Origin of the sequence: Kitasatospora sp. NPDC002965 (assembly GCF_040611255.1) — a bacterium.
In the GTDB taxonomy this organism is placed as follows: domain Bacteria; phylum Actinomycetota; class Actinomycetes; order Streptomycetales; family Streptomycetaceae; genus Kitasatospora.
This window is the reverse complement of sequence record NZ_JBEXNT010000072.1, coordinates 21,944-47,802: the sequence shown is the minus strand read 5'-3', so window position 1 is coordinate 47,802 and position 25,859 is coordinate 21,944. Positions and strand designations below refer to the sequence as shown.

Here is a 25,859-nt window from a genome sequence, read left to right as displayed (position 1 = left end):
CCATCGCCGCCTGGTGCGACCTGGACGCCGACGGCATCGCGATCGTCGACAACCTCGCCCGTAGGCTTGGCACACCCGTGCACGCGGTCGCCATGGAAGCCGCGCACTGGCGCCAAGGACCCTACCGCAAACGCGACAACCCGGAGAAGGACAAGGCCCGGGATCGGAAGCTGGCCGTAGAGCTCGCCGAACGGGTCGCCCCGGACTTGCGTGACCTGGCACTCGCGATCAGCCACAGTGGCGAATCCCGGGAACAGGAGACCATGTACACCGACGCGCTCCCGCAACTGCCCGCACTTCTCGAACCACTCCTGCACGAGGCCACCACCGGTGCAGGGGCGTCGCTGTGAGCGCCGTCCAACTGTCCTGGGACGACGCCGGGCAAGAGGACCTGCTGGCCCCGGCCGAGCGGCTGACGAACTGGCGTGCGTTCATGGCCCCACTGGCAGCCCACCGCGAAGCCGTCGTCAAGGACCCGGAACTGGTGCGGCTGGCCGCAGACGTGGTGGCGGTGTTCGCCGAACACGCCGCCCTGAGCGGCCTCACCCGCGCCCGGCTCGCGGAACTGCTCGGCCCATCGGGGCGCGGCTGGCCGACCACCGTGGTCGACAACCGTCTCGGCCTGCTGATCGACATGAGATTTCTGGAGCCCTACGTCCTCAAAGCCCACCAGGACCGCTACGTGATGCGCCCGGCCGGACTGGCCGGGGCGATCGCGGCCGAACGGCTGGCCCTGCACGGCGGCGTCGACGAACTCATCGCCCTGCTGGACCGCACCCGCGAACTCCTGGAGAAAGGAAAGGACCTCGACCCCGGCACCGTCCTGCAGGAACTGCGCACCTGCCGGCACGGGCTGACGGTATTCGCCCTCGACCTCCAACGGCAGGTCGCCACCGCCACCCCCGCAGAACTGATCCTCGCCCAGCGCCGCCACGATCACACCGACTTCATGCGCCAAGTGAAGGCACTGAACGAACTGGTCACCCGCCACTTCTCCGGACACCTCCTCCTGGAGGACGCCGCCACCGAATTGATCGAGGCGGCACAGTTCCACCACCAGGAACTTCTTGCGGCGATCGGGAAGATCCTCGAACACGGGGGCGGCAGTCTGAACCTGGACGTCCTGACCGCAGCCGAGTACCTGCACACCGCACGGACCGCAGGAACCGCACAACTCGCGCACTTCGGCGAACACCTGATCGCGGATGCGCCACCACCATGGACGGACGGCCAGACAGTGGTCGACATCGTCGCCTCCTACGCCCCCGCACGCCCCCACCGGAGCCGCCCAGCCCCACCCGCGACAGAGCCGGGACAAACGCCAGACCCCTTCGCCGGCCTGGACGAAGCGGACGGCATCGAAACGATCCGGCGGACCGTCCTGGCCGAGGACCTGCTCGACGGACGCGAACACGCAGACATCACCGCGGCCCTGGAAGAACGGGGATGGCCGGCCGCAGCCCGGCTGTTGGTCGATCTCATCGATATCGACCGCGACCCCGATCTGCCCCACCGCATCGACATCGCCATCCCCGTCCGCATCGACCCGCAGGCGAACGTCACCTACCTCCATCAGATCACCTTCGGCCTCGACACCCCCACGGTGGACACCGATGACTGACGGAACCGATTTCCGAGCCGCGCTCCTGCTCGCCGCCATTCGTGCCACAGGACAGGTAGCCCCGCCACGCGACACCACCGTCACCGCCCGAGCTGCCCAGGCCGCCGCCCAGGCAGGACGGACCCTGCTGGAGCTGCGCGGCCCCGCCGGTACCCTGCCGACGCTGCGCCTCGGCTGGCCGACCGGTTCCGCGCCCAACGACGAGCACCTGGCCGACCAGCTCCCGCCAGCCCTGCCGCCCGTCGTGACCCTGGTGTGGGCACTGTGCGTCAAAGCGGCCTGGCCCGACCCCTCCGTACCGCTCTACCCCGGGCTCCCGTTCTCCGCGGCCCGGATAGAAGAAGCCTGCAGCAACCTGGGAGCCGACCCGAAGCGGGTAACCTCCGCCCTGGAGCGTGTCCTGCCCGAGCACGCCCTGATCGTGCGCGCAGGCCGACTCCTGCACCTCGGCCCCGCAGCGGCGACCCTGCCCGACCCGGTCGTCGCCGCGCTCCGCAGGGGCCACCACCGCCTGCCAGAGGTTCCCCCTGACGCACCACCACCGCCGACACAAGCCTCCGATGCCCCCATGCTCCACTGGACCTGGGCCCGGTGGACACCGACCCGGCACCAGGGACAGGGACCGACCAGATCGCGCGCAGCACGGTCACAGCCCTGGAAGCCGCCCGCGGACCACTGCCGCCGCGGTACGTGACAGCCCTCGCCGACCCGCACACCAAGGCCAGGATCGAACAGATCCTGCAAGGAACAGGCCGCAACCTGCTCCACACCCCCAGCGGCAGCTGGACCACCGGCTACCCCGACCGGGTCGCCGATGCCCTCGCCACCGCCGGAATCGGTACCCTCCCGCCGACCGAACGCGCCGTCCTCGCCCTGGTGCTCATCCACACCGTCGCGCTGCCCCGCGCCCGCGGCCGCCACACCCACCCGCACTGGAACACCACCGCCCATCCGGTCACAGCGAACGAACTGGCACGCAACCGGGCGCTGTCCCGGACCGAGATCGACAAGGCACTGCGCACCCTGCGGGGCACCGGAATGGTGGACACCGCCGGCGGACAGGGCCAGTACGTTCCCGGTCCCGCCCTGCAACGCCTCAGCCCAGCCCGCGCGGCCGCCCTGTGGGAGGACTTGATCCTCGCCGGACGCCCCGGCGGCCACCTGGCCAGGGCGATCACCGAACGCCGAGCCACTCACCATGACGACACCCTGATACCGGGGGAGAGCCAGTGAAGTCCGACACCAACTTCGGCACCACCACCGGGATCATCGGATCCCGCCCGCTCGCCGCAGTACAGACCTTCGGCATCGCCCGGCTCACCAGCGACCCGGTCGCGCTGATCCCCGGCACCTTCGTTGCCGTCACCGGCCGAGGCCCCAAAGACTCCAACGAGTCCGGGAAGACCAGCTTCCTGGCCGCCACCGCCCTGCTCCTGGGCGACCCCGAGTGGCAGATCACCGGCAACGGAACCGCCAACGCCACCAGCCTGCTCTTCGAACCCGTCATCGCAGGAGCCTCAGCCCACCTCGCGGGTGCCGCCGAACGCGGCTACATCGTCGGCATGTTCACCGACCCGCGGGGCGAGCGGCCCCACACGGTCTGGCTGCAGATCAGCAACGACAAACCCCACGTCCAAGTCCGCCACCGGCCCGGCATCCACCTGCTCACCGAAGGCACCGACGAAGAACGACACAAGGCAGCACCCGAGTTCTACAAGAAATTGGGAGGTGATCCGCTCGGATCCAGCGAATACGCCCACCGCCTCTACGGCCGCGCCCCGAAAGTCCTGGCCTACGTCGCCTCCCGAGGCCAGGTCCGTTCCCGGCCGTCCCTGCTCAAACTCGAAGCGGCCGCGTACACCCCCGACCGCATCGGAGAGGCCCTGATCGCCCTGTCCGGCAGATCGGGCCTTCTGGAACACGACCGGCAACAACGCCAGGACCTCGCGCAGAAACAGCGCGAGTTCGCCGAAGCGCTCGCAAAACACGAGAAGGACCTCACCCGCGAGGAAGAGATTCTGCGTGCCGTCGCCATCCGCACCGACCTCCGCAACAAGACCCGAAGCGCCGAAACAGACCGCCGTGCCGCATTCGCCAGAACCGTTCTCGACAGGGTAGCTCTCACCCACAGCGCCTGCACCCTGCTCCCGCACCTCGAACAGCAACTGAACAGCGCCAACACCGCCTGCCGCACCCTGAAGGACGACCAGCGCCGCTACAGCGACACCAAAGCGCTGGAGCAAGCCGCAGAACAAGCAGAGAAGCAGGCCCGCCTCCTTCACAAGGCACTGCTCAAAGCCGGCATCGAAGAAGCGAAGGCGGTAGAGGAGCTGAAGGAGGCGAAGAGGCAGCTCAACGAACTGAAAGCTTCGGCCGCCCAGCACACAGGCGAGTCATCCGCAGTCGTAGCCGACCGGCTCAACGACCTCACCGAAGCACGCGCCGACACGGACGCGCGCCGCCGTATAGCCAAGCAGGACGAGAAGCACTGCGAGGAACAACTGCGCGAGGCCGAGCGCGGCCAGGCCGGATTCGCAGGCCGGATCCTCGCCGTCCTGCGAGCCGCCGGCATCCGGGCCCAAGGGCTTCACGACCGGATCGAACTCGACGATAGGCAGCGCGATATCTGGGAAGCCGCCCTGCACCCCTGGCGCGAGGCCGTGTGCGTGCCGGGCCCCGTCCTCGCCGCAGCCCTCGCAGCACTGACAGACACCCCTGGCGCCGTCCTCATCTCCTCCCCCCAGACCGTTACCACCAGGGAAGGCGACCCCACGAGCCTGCCGCCCGGCATCCGATCGGCCCCCGACGCTGCCCACGGCTTCCTCCAGGCTCTCGCCGAACAGAGCACCTGGACCCCGCAACCCCCGCACGCCACGATGACCGGCCTCGGTGTCCACATCACCGGCGCGTTCCCCACCCCCGTTGTCGGACGCGAAGCCCTGTCCGCACACTGGCACGCCCGCAAAGAAACAGCCCGCAACAGTGTCCAGGCCCACCAGGACCAACTTCGCAAGCTCGACACCCGGATCGCCCTCGCCCACAAGCAACTCGAATTCGCTCAGGCCGCCGAGGCGCTCCCCGCAGCAGACCACCAGCACACCGAGGCCACCGGAAAACTTGCCGCCCTGCGCCTGACCCTGCCCGTACAGCAAACCCAATCCGAGCAGGCGAACACAGCCTGGACCGATGCGAAAGCGGCACTGAGCAGCCGCACGGACCGCCTCGGCCAGCTCAACCGCGAGATCACCCGGGCCGAACAGCTCATCACCGACCTCACCGCCCGCCGCACCGCGCTCACCACCGCAGCGAGCGAGGAGCCCCTCACCGAGGCCGCCACTGCATTCGGCGGAGACCAGGATGCTGCCCGCACCCTCCTCGGCTGGCCCGCCGACTGGCTGCCCGAAGACCCCGGAGAACTCCTCGAAACCGCCCCGCCACCGCCAGCATCCACCCTCGACGGCTCCCCCACCGAGCGCCGTACCGCAGACCAGTTGCGCGCGGACGCCACCAGCACCACTGACGCCTGCCGCAGCCTCCTCCAACTGGAGGCCCGCACGCAGGGCTACCCCACCGACGCACTCGCCCGCGCCGCACAAATGGACAGTGCCGACCCCGAGACCCGGACCACCGCGACCCTGCGAGCCCTGACCGACTGGCTCGCACACAACGAGGCCACCGACGCATCAGCGCAGACGGAAGTCGAGAACGTCCGCCGAAAGCGCCAGGGGGAGCACCACTTCATCACCACCCGCATCGACACATTGACCGAAGACCTTCGCAACACCCAGACCGTCATCATCCAGCGGGTCGAAAGCGCCCTCGACAACATCACCACCGCACTCGACCGCCTGGACCACAAGGCCGGAGGCTTCGGCGCCGACCTGCTCCACCAGATCGCCCCACCCTCCGACGACAACCACGGCTGGCGCTGCTCCGTCACCCCCCGCTGGCGCCGTAACCCGGGCGGACCGCTCTTGCCCTACAACACCGCGACCAACACCGCCCAAGAGAAGCTCTTCTCCATCAACCTCGTCCTCGCCGCGCTCCTCGCCGCTCCGCACGCACAAGGACGCGTTCTCATCCTCGACGAACTCGGCGACTCCCTCGGCCAGGAACACCGTAGGGAAGTCCTTGCAGCGATCAGCACCGTCGCCGCCGAACACGGCATCACCGTCCTCGGCACCTGCCAGGACACGATCATGAAAGACGTCGCTGGAGTCTGGGGCGAAATCCTCTACTTCCACTACCCCTCGAAATCCGAATACCTCAACCTGCCCACACGCATGTTCGGGTACGACGGCGATGCCAGGCGTGTGGAACTGACTGCAGAAAAACTCCTGCGGCCTGATGAGACAACGAGTGAGCACTGATCGACTTATCGCCCCCAGGAACCCCTCACAACCTTCCTGGGGTCCGACGACTTCTCTGGCGCCATCCTTGACGTTCAGGTATCTGAGACGGGACTACGACACGGAGCCGAAGGCGAGGAACGCAGCACGGGCCTGGAGCCGGTGAAGCAGCAGGGTGCCCCTGAAAGGGGCCGCGCCCACGACAGGCCGTCATGCCCGCTCCGGTGAAGCCCTGGCCTGTTCGAGAAGCCTCTGGGCGTGTGCGCGTAGGTGCCGCGCCTCGGCGGCCATCACCGGATCGAACAGGCTGTCCTCGACGTGGCCGCCGGTGAGACGGTGGTGGGTGCGGGCGCCGGCGAGCAGCGGACGTGCCCATGTTGGCACAGTGTGCAGGCTGCACTGGCGGTGTCCTGGGCCGTGGGTCCTGACCGCGGAGATGTCGCCGTTGATGTCGATGTCGCGTACGGACCGCAGTCCGACCGCGGTGCTGCGGGTGAGTGCGAGGACGGTGAGGGCGCCGGCGAGGAGGGGGTGGGCGAGGACGGCCAGGGCGGCCGCGGTCTCGGGTGAGACGCCGAACGCGGCTGTGGGCCGGACCCGTTGGGCGGCGGCGGTGGCCCCGGGGCAGTGGGCGCGGACGCGCGGCGTGCTGGGGGGTCTGCTGGATCGCGGGTGTGGGTGCTGCCCGTCCGGGTCTGGCACGGAGGCGTCGGTCTCCGCGGCCGCAGTGGGGGCTGATCGGGGCGGGTACAGGTGCGGGTGCGGGTGCGGGTGCGAGGGGAGCGAGGCCGGTTCTGCGAGCAGCGCGGTGAGGTGGCCCAGACCGTCTGCAGGGCGCTCAATGCGGTTCAGCCGGAGTGGGATGCGCCGAGGGCTGGCCTGCCACAGCAGTGTCAGCCGGAGCCCGGCCTTGTCCTGCCAGGTAAGCAACTGGTCCAGGCGGCGGGCGGTGAGCAGGTGCGCGCGGATGACCACGGCATCCCTCACACCGATCGTGGCGCTCCATGCCGCGGCTGCCAGCCACGCGGTGTCCAGCGAGTCCATCCACACGTCGGGGGAGTCCGGCCCCGGGGCCAGTCGCTTGCCGAGGGCATAGAGGACGTCGTGGGCGAGGGTGGCGGGGGCGCCGCTGGCAGGGGTGGGCTGCACGGTGATGCGCCCTTCGGCGGGGCAGTGTGCCTGGAGGGCCGTTCGTGTGTGGGAGACGTCGTCGCGTTCGTCGACCACGAGGATCACGTCGCCGATTCCCACGGCCATCGTCGCCTTCCGCCTTGTCGTCTCGAGGCGGACCCGGGCGTCGTGCCCGGCCGTTCCCCCGGGGAGTAGCCGGTCGCGGCGGCCTCGCACGGTGCCGCCGCGACCGGCAGCGGTGGCTACATGCCGCCGATCCTGCTGTAGACCCAGTTCACGAGGTCGTCGTTGATCTCGGTCAGGTTCATCTTCTTCATGCCGTGCTGCAGGTGCTTGGTGACGGTCGCCCAGTTGCGGAAGTTGCCGTGTGCTGCGGCGCGGTCGATGTCGCGGATCATCTCCGGGCGCACCCCCGACCACACCTCGTGGAACAGCGGGAGAGTGCCCGCGACCTCGTCCTCGGGCATGCGCTTGAACTTCTGCCAGATGTAGATCCGTGACGCGAGCATCGGCTCCCGCTTGAGGACCTTGTAGCAGTTGTCGCCGCCGGCGAAGATCACCGCGATGTCGGTGTGCCGGTCGTCCCACAGGTGCCGCCAGTACTCGAAGGAACTGCGGCCCATCCACTGCGCCTCGTCGCAGACCAGCACCCGGAACCTCTCGGAGAGGGTCTCCTTGAGGAGCGTGTCGAACTCGATCGGCCTGCCCGGGGGCTCTCCGGGCAGCCCGAGGACCTGGAACAGGCCGTAGCGGATGTCGCGCACAGTCGGCCCCGAGCGCAGCTCCAGACGGACGGTGGTGTCCGGGGCGAGTTGGCGCAGCGCAGAGTTCACGGACATCGTTTTGCCGTGGCCGGCCGGCCCGAACGCGCACATCATGGCTTTCGCCTCGATGGTGGCCTCGATGTTGTCCAGCGTGGTCATGAGGGCGTCGGTGGCGACCAGGTGTGCATCAAGGCGGTGGATGTGGTCGTCGGCCTCGGCCGGGAGCCTGCCGCAGCTCACACTGTCGATCACCGCGTCTCCTCATGATCGGTCGGCGGGACTGGGGCGCCGCCGGGTGGCAGCGGGCGCGCCCAGCCTTCGGGAACAGTCCGGTGCGGGACATAGGAGGGGTTTGCCCGCCGGCGCAGGTCCAGGGTGGCCGTGCCGGCCAGCTCCGCGTCGGCTTCGGCCGCGGTCAGCGCCCCCAGGCGCTGGGGCGGACCCGCGACGGTGACGGCCTTGAAACGGTCGCGGCGCAGCCGCGCCGCCGCTTTCAGGTCCGCGCGGAGCTGGCGTGCCTTGGCAGTGCGGGCGTTGCGCAGCGCGCGCACCTGCTCGGGGCTGGCGGCCTCGGCCAAGTGCGCGGCGCCCAGGTGCTCGCCGTGGACGTCGAAGACCTCGATCGTGGCGTCGTGATGGGGAAGGTGGCGGAGCGTCACCTTGCGCCCGGCCTCGCCCACCATCCACGGGGCGATGTAGTGGCGGCTGCGCCACTGCACGCCGTGGGTCGTGATGACCCGGGTGCGGCCGTCGTCCTCGAGCCCGAAGTGCGCCATCCGGCCGGCGGGGACGTCGTACAGCGGAGTGGGGTCCGCGAGCCATGCCTGCATGGGGGTGCGGCCGGAGAGGGCCTTGGGCTTGTGTTCGGTGTTCCACCAGTGGACCCACTTGAGCAGCAGTTCCACGAATGCCTCGAAGGTGAGTGCCGGGGCGTGCGGGTCGACATTGCGTTTGCCGGGCAGGGTCTGCTGGTGGACGTAGTGCGGGAGGGAGACGAAGAACATCTCCTCCACGGCGTCGTTGAGCGCTTCGATGGTGCCCTTGAGGTGCGGGGTGTAGGCGGGCAGGTCGACGACGGGGACGGCGAACGCGCCGAGCGCCGATGTCGTGGTGTGGCAGAGGAATTCCTTCCCGCGGTCCACCCGCACCAGGCCCGGCAGGCCGCCCGCGGGGCCGAAGGGCTCCGAGCGGTCCAGGGACGTGCGCAGGGCTGCCAGCACCGCGTCCCTGCTCGCCGCATGCGGGGTGATGGCCACGCCCTGAACGACCTTGGTGGCGCAGTCGATGAACCAGGTCACCCAGGGCTGGGCGAGCTCGTCCTCCACCCACACCCGCACGGGCACGCACTTGTGGTCGCCTTCCCAGGCGGCGTTGCGGTGCTCGGCCGGTCGTTTGCCGAACACGTCGAAGGCCCGCCGGGCGCTCTCCCCGCGGGCGAGCCCGGCCCGGTACCCGGGGGTCAGATCCCGTCTCAGCGCCCGGTGGAGTGTTGCCAGGGACGGGGCCGCAGGAAGCTTGGGGTCGGCCAAGGCCCGCTGGTCGAGCTCGCGGTGCACGGCGGAGGCGTTTCCGCCCCACAGCACCAGCAGCCGTCGGATCTCAGGAGTGACGGCGAACCGCCCTCGCGCCGCCGGCTCGGTGCGGCCGGAAGCCCGCGCCTGGGCCAGCCACCGCCACACCGTCCGCTCGGAGCACCCCAGGGCTTCGGCGGCCAGCCGCACGTGGGCGGTGGTCAGTTCGCCGCAGGCGTCGAGCGCGAGCAGGCGCGGCACCGAGGCGGGGCGGCCCGCGCTGCGAGTGAAAACAGGTCTGCTGACGCCAGAGGCGTCACCGGGGGAGTAGCTCACGCGGTTGGGCCCTTCCTTGGTATCGACGAGTGGGGGTGGCAGGTCTCGGCAGCGCGCTGGACGTGCACGGTTTTCGGCAGCGCTGGGTGCGTCGCGCCCTGCGGGCCGCAGCGGGCCGCCTGCGCGGCCACCGCGGCCTCGTAGGAGCGATCGCGCGGCGTGCCCGGCGCCCGGCCGCTGCCCGCCGGGGCCGGGCGGGGCGGCGCCTGTGCCGCGCGGGGTATTGGGTGGCCGGGCCGGCCCTCGGGCGCCCGCCGGGATCGCCCGAGGGCCGTCTACCTCGCCGGCGCCGGGCCGTTAGACCCGGCCCCGGTGAAGGCGGTCGTCCTCACGTCCGCGACCCGGCCTGCGGTGCCCGGCTCAGGCGTGCTCCAGCATCTGCCTGATCTCGTTCCGGATCAGGTTGTCGCGCTCCTCGGGCTGCAGCCAGCGGGCCTTGGACGACGACCCTTGCGTTTCCCTTCGGACCACCAGGACGTCGTTCACCGCTTCGGCCACCGGAAGCAGGTGGCTGATGACGGTGACGGACCTGTCTCCTGTCACGCTCTTGCGCAGCACCTGCAGCGTGTCCTTCAGCCGCACGGAGTCAAGCGAGCCGAAGCCCTCGTCCAGGAACAAACTCTCCAGCCTGTGAGTGGAGCTGTGGAGTTCGACGAACGCGAGCGCCAGGGCAAGCGACGTCTGGAAGGACTCCCCGCCGGAGAGCGTGCCGGGTTTGCGCTCGAGGTTCGTGTTGACGTCCACGACATTGAATTTCTCGGTGAACCTGTAGGTCTGGGCGGACAGCGTGTGGAGGATCCTGCTGCCGTGACTGAGCAGCAACGTAGTGCGCCGTTCGGTGAGGTAGGCCAGGAAGCGTCCGTCGGTGAGCTGGTCGCTCACGGTCTTCCAGACCAGGACCTGTTGGTCCGCTGCCTCCAGGGCGTCGGTCAGCGCATCGGCGTAGGGAATCTGGGACTTCGCCCTGCGAAGGTCGGCCTTCGTCCTTTCGTGAGCGGCCTCGGCGTCGCTGGTCTTGCGGCTGAGCGGGTCGAGGGCAGCGGGCGCCAGCAGCTTGCCGTCCCCCGGCACCGGGAACCCGGGGTCCGGGTCGGCTTCGGTGGCCCCCGCGCCGGCCTCGCGGACGAATTCCTCCTCGAACGCGCGGACCTCGGCCGAGGCCTGACGCATGGCCTGCTTCACCTCCACCGTCAGGCCCTGGCCGAGCGAGGCCAACGTGGCGACGTAGGTGTCGACGAAGTCCAGGTCGCTGCCGTCCGGAACGGCCGGCAGCTCGAGGGCGGCCGGGTGGCCGAGGAGGCCGTGCGCGTCCGCGGCCGTGTCCGCCCACCGCGCCAGCCGGCCGACGAGCTTCCGGGTCGGGGTGTCGACCGTACGCTGACGCCGTCCGACCAGCTCCTGCCGGTCCCGAGCGTTGGCCGACATGGCCTCCCGGGTCTCCTCGTGCTCCTGCGCCGTCGCCTCGAGCCGGGCCAGGCGCTGCTTGGCAGCTTCCCGGGCACAGGTGATGTCCTCGATGCGGGGCAGCTCGTCCGGGCCGATCTGGACGGGGCGGACGGGCGACGGGATCGCGGCGATCTCCGCCAGTAGCGCCTTGCGGTCGCTCTCGGACTGCAGTCGGGCCTTGTCCAGGCGCTTGCGTTCGCGCTGGAGACGGCTGCGCCGCTGCTTGAGGTCGGCCCGCGCAACCTCGTTTGCGGTCTGCGCCGCGACGAACTCCGCCTGGGAGGCCTTCAGCGCCGCAGCACGGTCCATCTCCGCCTCGCGCAGCGGCTGGACCATCGAGACCACGGCGGCGGCGATCTGGGACGGGGTCTGCGGGGTGCCCCTGCAGAGCTCGCGTGCCTGGGCCGACACGTCCTGGCGCATCGTGTCCAACGCGGCGCCCCTGGCAGGATCCGCGCCGGACCGCACTGCCTCCATCCACCCCTGCACCTGCAGCAGCGCCGCTTCCATGCGCTCGTCCGCCGCCAGGTACTGGTGCCGGTGCGTGTCGGCGGACTCGACGGTGGCCTTGAGCCGGGAGTCGGCCTCCGCGTGCGCCATCGTGCCCTTGTTGAGGGCCGTCATGTGTTTGCTGACAGCGCGCTTTGCCCGGCCCAGAGCCGTGCCGTCCAACGGCTCCGGCGCGATGAAGCCCTCGCCGAGGGGCCGGACACAGACCGGGCAGGCGTCGCCCGGGGCCAGGTGGGTACCGGCGGTGTGGGCCGCCTCGCTGCGCTGCAACACCACCAGGGCGTCCTGGGCCGCGTCGTAGGAGCTGCGCAGCCCGGCCAGCTCCTCCTGCTGGCCGGCGTTGCGAGCACGCAGGTCCTCGGCCTGCCCGAGCATGGTGTGCTCCGACTGCCGGTGCCCTGCGGCGGTGGAGGCCTCCTGCAGGGCTGCTCGGACACCGTCCTGGATCCGGTCGGCGTCCGCACGCATCTCGGCGACGGCGCGCTCGTCCTGCTCGGTCGCCTCCTGCAGAAGGACGGCGCGCTCCTCACGCTGCGCGAGCTCCTGGGCGGCGGCCGCGTCGTCCTGCTCCTGCTCGCGGTGCTGGAGCTGTTCCTGCTCCAGCCGCTGGGCCCGGGTGCTCAGGTCGGTGACGCGGTCGGGAAGGGGCGAGAGCACGGCCAGGGCGGTGGACAGGGAGCGGACTGTGACGTCCTCCAGGGCGGCCGCGTCCAGGGCGGCCTGCGAGGCCGCCAACTGCAGTACCAGGTCGGCTTCCGTGCTTTTGAGGACGAGCTCCTCGGCGTCGAGGCTCTCCTTCACCTGGGCGAGTGCGGCCATGGTGGCACCGGCGTCGGCGACGCGGCGCTCCCGCAGCGACCGGGCCGCCTTGTCCAGGGCGGACTTGTGATGCGCGCACTCGGCGGCGCGGATCTGGGCACCTCGCAGACGGTCGAGCCGTTCGCGGCGCTGCCGTGCGGCGGCGAGGGTGCGTTCCAGGTCCTGTTCGGCGCGGGCAGCGCTGGCACGTGGATCGTCCAGGAGTCCCTTGCGGGCCTTGTGGGCTGTGAGGATGCTCCCGTTGAGCCGGTCGATCCGCGTGAGGATGTGCTTGCGTACGCGTTCCAGCTCGGTGATTCCGAAGAGGTTGCGCAGGAGGAGGGTGCGATCGGCCGGGGTGGCCTTGAGGAGCGTGTCGAAATGGCCCTGGCGCAGCATGACCGTGCTGACGAAGCCTTCGCAGTCGAGTCCGATGATCTGGGTGATTGCCCGGGTCACCGCTCGCGTGTTGTCGACCGTGGCGGCGGTCCCGGGGATCACGGGCTCGAGTACGGCCTGTGGGTCCTTGCGGTTCGCGAAGATGGCGCGCCGCGCCCGCCAGGCGAAGCCGTCCACGGTGAATTCGACGGTGACGGTCATCTCCTCGCAGCCGTTGCTGATCAGCTCGTAGCCGTCCGATGCCCACGAACTTCGCCCGTACAGGGCGAAGATCACCGCTTCGAGGAGCGTGCTCTTGCCCGCGCCGGTGTTGCCCAGGATGGCGACGAGCCTCTTGCCGGTGAAGTCGAGGCTGCACTCGTCGGTGTAGCTGCGGAGATTCTGGAAGGTGAGCCGGTTGACCTTCACGGGGCCTCCGTCCAGGTGCGCTCCAGCGCGGCCTGCAGCATGTCCTCGGCCGGTGACGGCGGCGGTGTCTCGTGGTCCACCTCGGCGAGCAGGCCCGTGAACGCGGTGACGGCGGCTTTCACCGTGCTCTCGCCCAAGTCCTTGGTCTCCATGTAGGCCCGCAGGGACTCGGGGAGGTCCGGTTCCTCGTCGGTGCCGGCATCGACCACGGCCCCGGGAGCGGCGACGACCGCCGGTACGGCGTTGATGAGGATCGCCTTCGGGACGATCTCGGCCACTCTGCCGACCAGCAGCGGATTCGGCTCCTCACCGACGATCACCGCCTTGAGGAAAGCCCCCTCGTACTGGGGCGCCATGGCCCGCAGCTCCTCCAGCGTTCCCTCGAACTTGGCCAGACGCCTGCCGCTCGTCAGCCGCTGGGTCCTGACTCGAACGGGCCGTCCGGGATCGGCGTCGACGATCACGACGCTCTTGGTCTCGTCGGCCTCGCCGAAGTCCAACTGGAGCGGACTGCCGGCGTAGCGGGCCGTACCCGGCGCCCCGGCAACGGCCTGCGGAGCGTGGATGTGCCCCAGCGCCGTGTACGACACCGCCGGCAGGTCCGCGGCGGCGGTCGCGTAGGCCGCGTCGATGTCCACGGAACGCTCGCTGTAGGAGGGCTTCGACCCGGCGACGAACACATGGGCGGCGAACACCAGCACGTCCCGGTCGCGGTCGTAGCCCTCGCGCAGACCGGCTGTCAGCTTTGCCTGCACACCGCGCATCGCCGCCGCGTAGTCCGCGTACGTCACGCCGAACACCGAGGCCGGCTGCCAGAACCGGTTGGGATGCACGTACGGCATCACGGCCAGGCGGATCCGCTGCTGCCCTCCGCAGGTGTCGAAGGTGAGGACGCCTCCCTCGTCCGGGGCGCGCAGCCGGTCGGTGAAGAACAGCCCCCGGCCGCGGGACGGGCCGCTCATGTAGGCCAGGAACTCGAAGTACGCGGGGGAGTCGTGGTTGCCGGCCAGCACCACGGTGGGTGCGACGGCGGCCAGTTCGTCCAGAGCGCGCATGGCACGCATCAGCTCCCGGGACGTGGGGCGGGAGGAGTCGAACAGGTCGCCGGAGTGGACGATCAGGTCCGGTTCGCTCTCGCGGGCGATGCCGGCGATCTCGGCCAGGACGGCATCGAAGTCCTCCTCGAGCGGGTGCCGGTACAAGGTCCGGCCCAGGTGCCAGTCGGAGGTGTGGAGCAGTCTGCTCATGCCTGCATGAGCCCTTCTGTCTACGAAAGCCCAATGAGCACTCTTGGTGCTCAGGTCGTGACGGAGTGTACATGAGAATTACAGGGAGCACAGGAGCGATGACTTGCTGTTAGCATGCGTGGATGCATGAGCACCTGGACGCTCTTGAGGCCCACATGCAGCGCCTGCAACACGCGATGCGGCAGGCGCAGGAGCAGCACGACAGCGCCCAGCTCACCACCCTGCGCCAGGAACTCCAGCGCACCCAGAGCGCCTGGAACGCACTGTTCACCCCGGGCGGCGAACCCCAGCGGCCCCAGCCGCCGGCCGCACCCCCGGCCCCCGATCGCACCTGGGGGGACGCACCCGTCCGCGAGCAGGTCCAGCAGGCACTGACCCTGACCGCCGTCCCCACCGCACCCAGGATCCTCAGCGAGGTCCACGAGGCGTTCCTCTCCCGCCCCCTGAACACAGCACGGCTGACCACCCTGCGCCGCGACGAGGAACGGTCTTTCCGAAACGCCCCCTACAACCGCAACTACTACGTGTGCTCCGCCCTGACGTTCGACCTCCTCTCCCCGGCCCGAGCCCTCCTCGCCCTGAGCACATGGCCGCTGGAACAACGCCTGATCGGACCCCTCACCCACCGTGTCAACTTCCTGACCTCCACCATGCACCTCGCGGACGCGGCCGAACGCCTGCCCGGCGACGCCCCCCTGCCCGCCGCCGTCCAGCAACTCCTCCTGCGCTGCGGCCGCAACATCCCCGACTACCCGCTCCGTGGCCCCCTCGACCTCGACGCACTCCGGCACACCGCCGCAGCAGAACTGGCGATCCACGCCGACGACGACGCCGACACCCGCACCGAAGCGGCCCGGCGCGCACGAGACCAACTCGGCGACGTACAGCAGATCTTCGGCAGCACCCTGCACGACGCCGCCCGCCAACGCCGCACCTCCTGACACCCTCCCCCCGGCAGCACCGCTCGCCGTGCCCCGCTCCATCGAGGAACCCGGTGAACCCGCTCGACGCACGACTGGACGCCCTGCGGGGCTCCCGCCCGCCCGTCCCGCACAACGCCCGAACCCTTGCAGCACTGACCGCCAACCCCGGCTGCGACCGACGTGCCCTCCTGGACGCAGCCGGCGTCGACAAAGACGCCCTCGCCACCCACCTGGGCCTGTCGCGCCCCCTGCGCAGCAGCCGGCTCGCGCTCGACCACGCAGCAGCCTTCGAGCACCGGGTCACCGTCCACGGCGGCGCCGAACTCGTCCGACTGCTCCGCGAGACCCTCGGCCTCACCATCCCTGAGGTCAGCTACGAGGACGTCAACAGCGTCGGCAGCGACAGCCCGTCCCCCCTGCCGCTACGCCATGCCCACACCCGGTCCCGCATCCTCAGCGCCGCGAAGGGAACCTCCGACCCCCGCATCCTGCTGGACCACCCCGTGCTCCGGCTGACCGTCGCCGGCCACCAGGTCTACCTGGAGCCCGACGTCGTCGCCTTCCAGCACCACGGAACCTTCCACATCGTGGAGATCAAGCCCTTCGCCGTCATCGACGGGCAGGCCGACAGCGCCAAACTCACCGCAGCAGTCACCCAGGCCGCCGCCCACGTACTGGCCCTGCAAGAACTCCTCGCCGACGAGGACCTGCCCCCGGAGTGCGTCAGCGACTCCGTGATCCTGGTCAACCCGCTCAACTTCTCCAGCCGACCCGTTGCGACACTCGTCAACGCCCGCCAGAAGATCAAATCCCTCAGCCGGCTTCTCGGCAGACTGCGGCGCCTGCCCGAACTGCTGGACCGCCTTCCCCCCGGAACCACGTTCGACCTCGCCGCCGGCCCGGACAACACCCCGACCCGGCCCCACGGCGAACTCACCGACGCACTCACCGCCACCCGCCCCCTCTACACCCCCGGCTGCCGCCAGCACTGCGACCTCGCCTTCTACTGCCGCAGCGAGGCACGCAACCGGGGCACGACCGGCGCCCTGGGAACCAAGGTCCGCGACGACACCGCAGGAATCGACACCACCGCCACGGTCCTGGCCCTCACCGACGGCAACCTGCACCCCTCACGCGACCAGGCCGACATCACCCAGGCCCTACGACACGCCCACCGCGTCCACGCGGACCTCCTGGCAGGCCTCGCATGAGCCTGCTCGCCTCACTCCTGCGCATGCGCGCCGCCGCCACCGGCAACGCCGTTCCCACCAGCCAACTGCGCCACCTGCACCTCAGCGACCGCCCCCTGATGATGCTTCCCCTCGAACAGACCGGGCCGGCAGCCCGACCCCTGGCGGTCATGCTCGGCACCGACCCGCGCCACCCCCAGCTCCTGGTCGCCCCACCCTCAGGCAGCACCGCCCCCATGCTCGGCGCCCTCGCAGCGACCGTCACCGCCTACATCGACGAACACCAACAGCGCAGCGAGCAGATCCCCGCCGGCACCAACAGACCGGCACGCCGGCGCTACACCGACGCCCCCCAGATCCTCGTGCCCAACCCGAAGACCGTGGCGTACCTGGACAGGCTCGGACGCGACCTGCGATTCCGCCCCGCCGACACCGACATCCCCGCCCAACACGGCGTCCCGCGCCTGGGACAGTGGCTCACCCACTTCGCCGACCGCGCCGAGATCCCCGGCTCCTGCGCCCTCGTCCCCCTGACCGGCCTCCTCACCATGCACTGGATCACCGGCCAGAGCCCGCTCGAGGACGAGGACCTCACCCTCCTGCTGGCCTGGATCGACCCACCCCGTGACGCCGCCTCAGGCCGCGACGCCGCCCTCGCGGCGGAACACCCGGACACCCACCGACCCGCAGGACCGGCCACCGACGCGAGGTTCGACACCGAGCAACTGGCACCCCTGTTCGAGCAGTACGCCCGCACCACGGCACAACCCCGCGCCCTTCAGGACCTCGAGCGGCTGCTGGCCCACTACCTGCAACCGACGTGGGACCTGATGTGGCAGGCCTACACGTTGCTGCACGCCCTGCCCGAAGCCGACAGCACCGCGCGCCGCTGGAACAAGGAGCGCAGCGTGTTCACCGACTTCAGCACCTACCTGATCCAGGACGGACGCCCCCAGGCAGCCCGCGACCAGGCCGTCAGTGCCGCCGTCGGCCTGGCCCGCAGAGAAGAAGCCACGGCCGCCTTCGACACCGAACGCGCGATGGACGACCCGTTCGCAAGGGCGGAACTGCGCACCGCAGGACGAGCCTTCGCCGGGACGGTCACCATCGTCGACGCCGACCGCTGTGTCAGGCCCAAGACCCGGCGGCAGTGGCGCCCCATGCTCACCGTGTCCACCGCGGACCCGGTGAGCATGGAGCCCGGTCAACTCCTCGCCTGCCACGCGCACCGCAACGCCCGCTACAAGATCTGCGACATCGCTCCCGGCAGCGACACCACCCAGGTCCAGCTGGAGATCACCGCCGGGATGGGCCCCGAGTCCCGCCCCAACTACAACGTCCTCCCCGACCCCGGCGACCTGCTCACGTTCACCGCGGCACCGGACCACTACCGGCTGCCGGAGTTCCCGCCGCGGAACCAGACGCCCTGGACCCACGGCGGCCCCCCGCCCGAACACCCCGACCACGAAGGGGAGGAACGGTGAGCCCCACCAAGCCGCAGGAGGACGCCGACCGGGTTACCCGCGCCGTCCTCGGTCAGCTCCGCACCCTGACCCAGCGCGGACTCGTCGTCGACTCCCCACCCGGCGCCGGCAAATCCTCCTTGGTGGTCCGGGCCGCCGCCGACCTCGCCCGGTCCGGGGAACCGTGCGTGGTCATCGCCCAGACCAACAGCCAGGTCGACGACCTCGTACGGCGGCTCGCCCAACACCACCCAGACCTGCGGATCGGCCGTCTGACCGCACGCGAGCACATCGTCCCGGCCGACCTGACGGCCCTCCCCGGCGTCGACGTCAGCGACCGCGTCCAGGACTTCTCCGACGCCCGGGTCATCGTGGGGACCGCGATGAAGTGGACGACCGTCACCGACTCCCCGTGGCCGTGGGCGATCATCGACGAGGCCTACCAGATGCGCTCCGACACCCTCCTGCGCCTGGCCGCGCGCGTCTTCGACAGGGCGCTCTTCGTCGGAGACCCCGGTCAGCTCGACCCCTTCTCCGTCGTCGAGACCCGCCGCTGGGAGGGCCTGACCCACAATCCGATGAACAGCGCGGTCGCCGTCCTCCTCGACAAGAACCACGACCTGCCCGTCCACTCACTGCCCGTGTCCTGGCGCCTGCCACCGTCAGCCGTGTCCGTCATCAGCGACGCGTTCTACCCCCTCAACGACTTCCAGGCCGGAAGCCCGCCCGAAGCCCGCACCGTCACCTTCCCCGCGCTCGGAATGCGCAGCCATCTGGACGCCGTCGTCGAGCACGCCGCCCGAACCGGCTGGGCCCTGTTGGAACTCCCGGCCCGCTTCACCCACCGCCTCGACACGGAGGCCTTCCACGCCGTCCTCGGCCTCGCCGAGCGGCTGATGATCCGGCGCGCCACCGCCACGTGCGAAGACCACGCCCAAGGGAAGGAGCTCGAACCGGGCGACCTGGCCATCGGCACCGCACACCGTGACCAGGCGCACCACATCCGAGCGCTCCTGGCACATCACCACCCCCGCTTAAAGGGGGTCACGGTCGACACCGCCAACCGGCTCCAGGGCCGGGAATTCGCCATCACGCTCGTCCTGCACCCCCTCTCCGGTCGCAGCGACGCCTCCGCATTCCACCTGGAAGCCGGCCGCCTGTGCGTCCTCACCTCACGGCACCGCCACGCCTGCATCGTCGTTGCGCGCGCCGGCATCCCCGAACTCCTCGACGCCCACCCCTCCGACGACCCCATCCACCTCGGAGCCGCGTCCAAGATCCCCGACGGCTGGGAGGCCAACCACACCGTCCTCGCACACCTGACCGAACATGTCATCCGTGCCTAGCAGCCACGGGACCTCAACCACAGGAACGAGCCAGCCCATCGCCCGGCCACCCCACACGCGCGGGCGCGGTCTGAAACAATCTCCGATGACTGAGGAGGGACATCACGGGAGCACGAGAGTCCAACGCCGGTGACGACTACCACTTCTGGTGGGCGTCCAGGCGGGCACTGGCCCTGATCGACCCGGCGAGCACGCTGCGTGTACTCACGGTCGAGGGCCTGGTGCACGTCGACGATCCGGATGACATCTACGAGGCGGCCGACGCCGCCGAGTACTTCGGCGGCGAGGACGCCACGACGGCCACCGCACTCGTCGTCTCCCAGCTGAAGCACAGCACCACCAGCCCCGACAAGGCGTGGACGGCGTCACGGCTGTGCCACATCAAGCAACGCACCAGCTCGGTGACCGGCAAACCGACCGGTACCGCCCGCGCGGTCATCCGTGACCTCGCCGACGTCTGGGCCAAGTTCGCAAAAGTCCACGGCCGAGACCACGCACTGCGTGTCCTGACCATCCGGCTGGTCAGCAACCAACCGGCGGACGCCCGGCTGGTGCAGGCGGTCGAAGCAGCCAAGAAGGCCATCGCCGCTGCCCCTGGCCCCCTCCAGGCGGCTGTTCTGCTCAGTGCGCTCACCGACCAGGACCGCACCGTCATCGACACGCTCTACCAGAACCTGAAGGGCGACCTGGGTAGCGGCGGCTTCTGCGACTTCCTGACAGTGCTGGACCTTTCGGACTGCGGGCAGCAGGGCCGCGTGAGCCTCGAACTCGCCGTACGCACCGCGATGTCCGCCCACTCCCCGGGCCAGCCCGACACCTCCGCGCTGAAGCTGTTCGACCTCATCCGGCGGCACGCCCTTCCTGACCTCGCCCACCGGCCCGGCATCCGCCGCGCGGACGTCCTGGCCGCACTCGGCATCCCCGGAGCCCATACCCTCTATCCCGCCCCGCCGATGCTCGCCGAGGTCGACGACCCACTGCCCGCGCCCAGCGCCCGCGAGATCGCCGCCGCAGCCCTCGCCACACCCCGCGCAAGAGTCCTCGTCCACGGCGGCGCCGGCGCCGGCAAGTCCACCACCATGACCCAGCTCCAGGACAACCTGCCGCCCGGCTCGGTCGTCGTGATGTACGACTGCTTCGGCGCCGGTGGCTACCTCCACTCCGGGCAGGGCCGCCACAGTCCACGCAGGTTCATCACCCAGGTCACCAACGACCTCGCGAAAGCCTGCGGAACCCCGCTGCTCCTGGAAGCGCCCCGCGACGAGGAAGACCTGTGGGAGCAGTTCACCCGCACCCTCCAGCAGGCCGCCGACACACTCCCCGAGACAGGCCGTCTCGTCCTGGCCGTTGACGCCGCGGACAACGCCGCCACCGCCGCCGAACGGAAGCAGGAGCGAGGCTTCCTGCCAGGGCTGCGCGACCTGATCCTGCCCGACCGGACGAGCCTGATCCTCACCGCCCGCTCGCACCGCATCTCCCAACTCACCCAAGGAGCCACCGCGACCGTCGCGCTGCGCCCCTTCGACCGGTCCCTGTCCGGTGCGCACCTGCGCCGCTACGCGCCCGGCGCCACCGACGCTGAGGCGGTGCTCTTCCACGAGGCGACCGCAGGAAATCCCCGGACCCAGTTCTACGCACTCAGCATCGCCACCACCCAAGGCGACGGGATCCCCCACATCCTCGCCGAGTGCCGCACCACTCCGGACCACCTCTTTGAAGACCTGGTCAACTCGGCGCTCCAGACCACTGGTACCGACGCGGGCGGTCTTCGATGGCTCGCGCTCCTGGCAGCCCTGTCCCGCCCCGTGCGGATCGAAGCCCTCGCGCAGGCTCTCGGCGTCACCACCGCCCAGATCACCGCCTTCGCCCACGGCCTCCAGCCCGGCGTCACCCTCGAAGACGACACCATCGCCTTCCGCGACGAGGACTTCGAGGCGTACGTCATGGGCGTGCTCACCGAAGACGACCTCCGGGAGGCCCACCGCCGCCTTGCCGACCTGTTCCTGGCAACACGCGCCACAGATCCCGACGCGGCCACGCATGTCGCCGACCACCTCTACGACGCCGGCCGCGAGGACGAGATCATCGACCTCGTCCTCGACGAGCCCGAGCCCGCCGGCATTCCGGACGGCTTCGACCGCCTCGACGTCCGCGACCGCCGCATCGACCTCGCCCTGCGGGCAGCAGCCAACAGCAGCACCGGCAGCCAGGCCGTACGCCTGGTCATCCGGACCTGCACCGCCACATTCTCCACCACCGCCCTGACCGAACTGTTGCGCAGCCGACCAAGCCTCGCCGCCCGCTACAGCAACCGCCCCACCCTCGCCCGCCGGCTGGTACGCGACACATCGCAGCCGTGGCTCGGTCCGGCCCACATGCACGCCGCAGCCGTCCTCGCCCACGACGACGCCACCCACGAGCAGGCCCGCGAACACCTACGCAACGCCGAAGCATGGCTGCAGCGCCGAGCAGACTTGCCCTCCCGCGAAACCTGGGAATGGTCTCTGGAACCGGAGGACCTCGCGGCCGGCGCGCACGCCCACCACCTGCTGTCAGGTCCCGGGGCCGCGGCCCACTGGATCAGGCGCTGGTCCAACCCCGCCCACCTGCTCGACACCGCGGCAGCCCTCGCCCACACGACCGCCCCCTCCACCACCCCGCAGCAGGCACGGGCCGACCTCGAGTCTCTCAACATCCCTCCGCTCTACCACGCCCCCTTCATCGCTTATCTGAGCGCCAGACTCGACACCTCGGACAAGACCTGGATTGACGCATGCGCCCAGGCCTGCCTGGACGCACCAGCCGCACAGGCCTGTGCCTGGCAGGTCCAACTGTGCGAGAGCGCCGCCCAGCACGGCGACCGCGCCCTCGCCCGGCACCTCACCGAGCACTGGCTCCGCCCCACCTACGACTTCCCGTCCGAGATGCGGCACCCGGAGGCGGGCACCGTTCTGGCACTGCGCCAACACGCCCTGCTCGCCGCCCTCGACGGCCGCGACCCGGACATCACCGCCTGCCTGCCCAGCCACCTCAGGCCAGACCCCAACGACCGCACCGGCAGCGGCCGCCACTCCCACAACCGGCAGCAATGGCTGGACCACGCCACCCCACTGCTGCGCATGTGCATGCTCCGGGCACAGGCGATCCTCGCGGAAGACACCGACGCCCTCCCGTCCGCCATCACGGACGAACTCCGGCGGCAGGACGACAGCGCCGTCCACCGGTGGTTCCGCGGCGCGAAGACATACCGGGCCTGGGCACTGCTGGCCACCGAGGCGATCCTCGCCGCCGGCGCGCACACCAGCGACCCCGGCCTGCTCCGCGACCTCGCCGACCGCGGCCCGGTCCTCCTCCACAGCCAGACCCCCTGGCTGTGGCTCGACATGGCCGCCACCCTGAACACCCGCAACGCCGACCAAGCCCTCGCCGCCGACCTGTGCGAACGGGCAGTCACCCACACCCAGGAACACCAGCACACCGCGGCAGGCCGCGTCGACCTCCTGGCCACCTGCGCCCAGCACGCCGGGCAAGTGTCACCTCACCTCGGTGAGATGTACTTCGCCCGTGCGACGGAAGCCGCCGCAGGGATCGACGACAACGGTGCCCGCTTGCTGAGCGCCCACGCCCGCCTCGCGGCCCGGGGCACCCCTGCCTGCTCCGAGCAGCAGGCGACCGACCTCGCCGAGCGCCTCCTCGCGGCAGGGGAGACCGCAGCCAGCCATGCCGCGGACGAGGACGCCGTCCCCTACCAGAACCTGCTGCACGCAGCCGCCGCCCTCAGCCCGGCCACCGCGTTCGCGGCCGCGAGCCGCTGGGACGACGAAACGCGCCACACCCTCGCGGACGCCGTAACCCCACTGATCACCGCGTCCGTCGCCACCGGATTCCTCACCCCCCAGGACGCCTTCCACCTGCAGCACCTGATCGACGACCCCGAACAGCGGACCGCAACCACCCTGACCCTCCTCGACGCCCTGCCCAAGGACGCCCAGCGGATCAGCCTGGCCCGCAGGGAACTGCGACGCACCGCCCGATGGCTGCGCTCCAGCGTGCCCGCGGTCCAACAGCCCGGCCTCGCCCAAGACCTGCTTGACTGGGAGCAGGACAACCGCGTCACCGACAGCGAACTGCACGCCATGCTCGATCCGGTCATGCCGTTCTGGACCTATGACGAGTTCTCCCAGCGCCGCCAGCAGGCCTATGCGAGCCGCATGCGCCAGGCCAAGGCACCCGCCGCCGGCGCACCCGCATGGAGGCAGCTCGCCGACAGTGCCTTTCTCGACGGCCTCCTCCAGACCTACCCCAACCGCCAGGAACTAGCGGAGCTCATCGCCGCGAGCGTGCACAACACCCCACCCCAGGAGCGCCTCCAAGCCCTCGACGCCACCCTCGCCCTGATGGGCAACGACGAGATCGACACTCTCGCCGCCCTGATGGCGATCGCCGAACTCATCCGCACCTGGCAGGCATGGGCTGACGTGCGGACCTGGGCCGCCCAGGCGCTGCCCGGCATCCTGAACCGCCACCTGCCGCAGCTCACCCACGGCACCGCACCGCACCTCCTGCTGGCAGCATTCAGCGCTTTCGCCACGACACAGACCCTGCGCGGCGACCTCCTCGCCGCGATCCACGAATGCCGGCCGCACCTGACAGCCGGGCACATGATCAACCTGGCCCTCGTCTTCGCCGAACTCGCCGAACCACACGAGGCGGCCGACGCCGCCACCCGCGAACTCCGCCCCCTGCTCCCCGCCGCAACGCAACCCGGCCCGAACCTGCCGCCCGCGACCACGCCGGCCGACATCGTCGGCGCGCTGCTATGGAGCGCGTTCGGACACCAACGCAAGGCCGTCCGCTGGCAGGCCGCCCACACCGCCCGCGGCCTGCTCCTCGACACCCACAGCCCCCTGTCCCCGGCCCTCGCTGACTGCCTGGCCACATACCTGCACAGCACCACGGCCGGAGCGTTCCGCAGCCCCGACCTCCACTTCTACTGGCTGTCGGCCCGAGTGTGGCTGCTCACCGTCCTGCAGCGTGTGGCCGACGAGAACCCCGCCGTTCTGGCCCGCCACCTGCCGGCGATCGCCGCGATCGCCACCGACCGCACCCTCCCGCACGCCCAGATCAGGGAACTTGCCCGCACCACCGCGCTCACCCTCGCCGCAGCTACCCCCGGAGGCGACCCCGGCGACCTCGCCTGGGCGAACCGCCCCACCTCCTGCCACACACCCCGAGACCGCCACCGCCCCCTCGGAGACGAAAACCGCAACCGGACAGGCGCCCGCTACGCCTTCGATGCCATCGACACCCTGCCGTACTGGTTCGCGCCCCTCGCCAGGGTCTTCGGCATGGAGATCGCGGACGTCAGCGAACGGGCCGAGCGGTGGATCGTCGAGGAGTGGCAGCTCTCCAAGGACGACTGGATGACCGACGTCCGGGAGCTGCGCGACGAGGAAACAGCCGGACGCATGATGCACCGTCACGGGACCATCCCGCCGGAGGAGAGCCTCCACCTCTACATGGAGTACCACGCCATGATGCTCGCCGCCGGTGAACTGGCGGACAGCGGAGCCCCGGTGAGCATCGGCAAGTACGACGAGGACGGCCACGACCCGTGGATGCACTGGCTCTCTGGGCACCTCCCGATGTCCACCACCAGTTGGCGCGCCGACCTGCGCTCCGCGATCCCGGCAGAGCCCGCCCTGTTCGGCACTCGGCCGCTGGATAAGTGGCTCGGCACTCGGCCCGCCGACTTCGAGGCCCTGCTCGGCCTGACAGAAGGCGCCCTTGCAGAGCACGTGTGCGTCGCGGCGAGCACCGACGTCGCCCGTCCTGGCGAACGCGGCACCGCCTTGATCAGATCGGCACTCGTCGGCCCGGCCCACGCACGAGCACTCCAGCGCGCTCTCCAGGCCGCGAAGGACCCCCACTCCTGGAGACTGCCGATGCTCGGTGATGACAACGCCGAGGTCGATCACGGGCCGTTCCAGCTACGAGGCTGGCTTGCCGCGGGCCCCTACGAGCGCGAAGGCCTCGACGGGCTCGATCACCAAGCCCGCGGACTGGCCTGGGAACTCCCCCTACCGGGTGATGAATTCCGACAGTGGGCCGCGTGCACCGTCGACTCCAGCGGCCTTGCCCTGCTCGGCCCGACGGGACGCCCCCTAACGTGGACCACGCTGTGGTCCGACGAGGACTTCGACACGCGATACTCGATCCGGCGGGTCCAGTCCTCGGGCTACCGCATTACCGTCGCTCGCCAGCAACTGCTCGGGTTCCTCGCAGCCACCGATATGCAGCTCATCGTGGAGGTACAGGTTGACCTCAGATCTGACGGATCCGCAAAAGCCAGGATCCAGCGCAGCAGGCTCTACCTCCTCGACGGAGCCGGACGGGTCAGCGCTCTCTGACGCCGAC

14 protein-coding genes and 1 pseudogene are annotated in these 25,859 nt (G+C 70.4%); 10 read left to right on the top strand and 5 right to left on the bottom strand.

Going from position 1 to position 25,859, the window contains the following annotated elements; genetic code table 11:
- The 5 genes and pseudogenes from ABZY91_RS25435 to ABZY91_RS25415 all read left to right on the top strand — a co-directional run.
- Positions 1 to 350, top strand: a pseudogene (locus ABZY91_RS25435) (hypothetical protein); the annotation flags it as partial.
- Entirely contained in the window at positions 347 to 1,621 is a 1,275-nt protein-coding gene (locus ABZY91_RS25430) for a hypothetical protein (RefSeq protein ID WP_355405383.1), read from the top strand. The pseudogene ABZY91_RS25435 and the gene ABZY91_RS25430, both read left to right, overlap by 4 nt.
- A complete protein-coding gene (locus tag ABZY91_RS25425) occupies positions 1,614 to 2,315 on the top strand; it encodes a hypothetical protein (protein WP_355405382.1) in 702 nt (233 codons plus the stop codon). Before ABZY91_RS25430 ends, ABZY91_RS25425 begins: the two co-directional genes overlap by 8 nt.
- Positions 2,312 to 2,854, top strand: a complete 543-nt coding sequence (locus tag ABZY91_RS25420) for a hypothetical protein (RefSeq protein WP_355405381.1) — start codon at positions 2,312 to 2,314, stop codon at positions 2,852 to 2,854. Before ABZY91_RS25425 ends, ABZY91_RS25420 begins: the two co-directional genes overlap by 4 nt.
- Positions 2,851 to 5,991, top strand: coding sequence for a hypothetical protein (locus ABZY91_RS25415; RefSeq protein WP_355405380.1), 3,141 nt, complete (start codon positions 2,851 to 2,853; stop codon positions 5,989 to 5,991). Before ABZY91_RS25420 ends, ABZY91_RS25415 begins: the two co-directional genes overlap by 4 nt.
- 189 nt (positions 5,992 to 6,180) lie before the next feature.
- Here the strand turns inward: ABZY91_RS25415 and ABZY91_RS25410 are convergent, their stop codons facing one another.
- The 5 genes from ABZY91_RS25410 to ABZY91_RS25390 all read right to left on the bottom strand — a co-directional run bounded on the left by ABZY91_RS25410 (position 6,181) and on the right by ABZY91_RS25390 (position 14,520).
- On the bottom strand, positions 6,181 to 7,227 hold the full coding sequence (locus ABZY91_RS25410; RefSeq protein ID WP_355405379.1) for a hypothetical protein: 1,047 nt from the start codon (positions 7,225 to 7,227) through the stop codon (positions 6,181 to 6,183).
- Positions 7,228 to 7,343: 116 nt separating this feature from the next.
- Positions 7,344 to 8,117, bottom strand: a complete 774-nt coding sequence (locus ABZY91_RS25405; protein WP_355405378.1) for an ATP-binding protein — start codon at positions 8,115 to 8,117, stop codon at positions 7,344 to 7,346.
- Positions 8,114 to 9,712, bottom strand: a complete 1,599-nt coding sequence (locus tag ABZY91_RS25400) for a Mu transposase C-terminal domain-containing protein (RefSeq protein WP_355405377.1) — start codon at positions 9,710 to 9,712, stop codon at positions 8,114 to 8,116. The genes ABZY91_RS25405 and ABZY91_RS25400 overlap by 4 nt, the downstream gene beginning before the upstream one ends.
- 360 nt (positions 9,713 to 10,072) lie before the next feature.
- A complete protein-coding gene (locus ABZY91_RS25395) occupies positions 10,073 to 13,273 on the bottom strand; it encodes an SMC family ATPase (protein ID WP_355405376.1) in 3,201 nt (1,066 codons plus the stop codon).
- Entirely contained in the window at positions 13,270 to 14,520 is a 1,251-nt protein-coding gene (locus ABZY91_RS25390) for an exonuclease SbcCD subunit D (RefSeq protein WP_355405375.1), read from the bottom strand. Before ABZY91_RS25390 ends, ABZY91_RS25395 begins: the two co-directional genes overlap by 4 nt.
- A gap of 122 nt (positions 14,521 to 14,642) precedes the next feature.
- Here ABZY91_RS25390 and ABZY91_RS25385 point away from each other — a divergent pair, with 122 nt between their 5' ends.
- From ABZY91_RS25385 to ABZY91_RS25365, 5 genes are all read left to right on the top strand, one after another.
- A complete protein-coding gene (locus ABZY91_RS25385) occupies positions 14,643 to 15,461 on the top strand; it encodes a hypothetical protein (RefSeq protein ID WP_355405374.1) in 819 nt (272 codons plus the stop codon).
- 53 nt (positions 15,462 to 15,514) lie between these two features.
- Entirely contained in the window at positions 15,515 to 16,654 is a 1,140-nt protein-coding gene (locus ABZY91_RS25380) for a hypothetical protein (protein WP_355405373.1), read from the top strand.
- Entirely contained in the window at positions 16,651 to 18,117 is a 1,467-nt protein-coding gene (locus tag ABZY91_RS25375; RefSeq protein WP_355405372.1) for a hypothetical protein, read from the top strand. The genes ABZY91_RS25380 and ABZY91_RS25375 overlap by 4 nt, the downstream gene beginning before the upstream one ends.
- Positions 18,114 to 19,442 carry an AAA domain-containing protein gene (locus ABZY91_RS25370; protein ID WP_355405371.1) on the top strand — a complete coding sequence of 443 codons (1,329 nt, stop codon included), beginning with the start codon at positions 18,114 to 18,116 and terminating at the stop codon, positions 19,440 to 19,442. The genes ABZY91_RS25375 and ABZY91_RS25370 overlap by 4 nt, the downstream gene beginning before the upstream one ends.
- A 221-nt stretch (positions 19,443 to 19,663) precedes the next feature.
- Positions 19,664 to 25,852 (top strand): AAA family ATPase, encoded by a 6,189-nt coding sequence (locus ABZY91_RS25365; RefSeq protein WP_355405370.1) that lies wholly within the window; start codon positions 19,664 to 19,666, stop codon positions 25,850 to 25,852.
- Positions 25,853 to 25,859 lie beyond the last annotated feature (7 nt).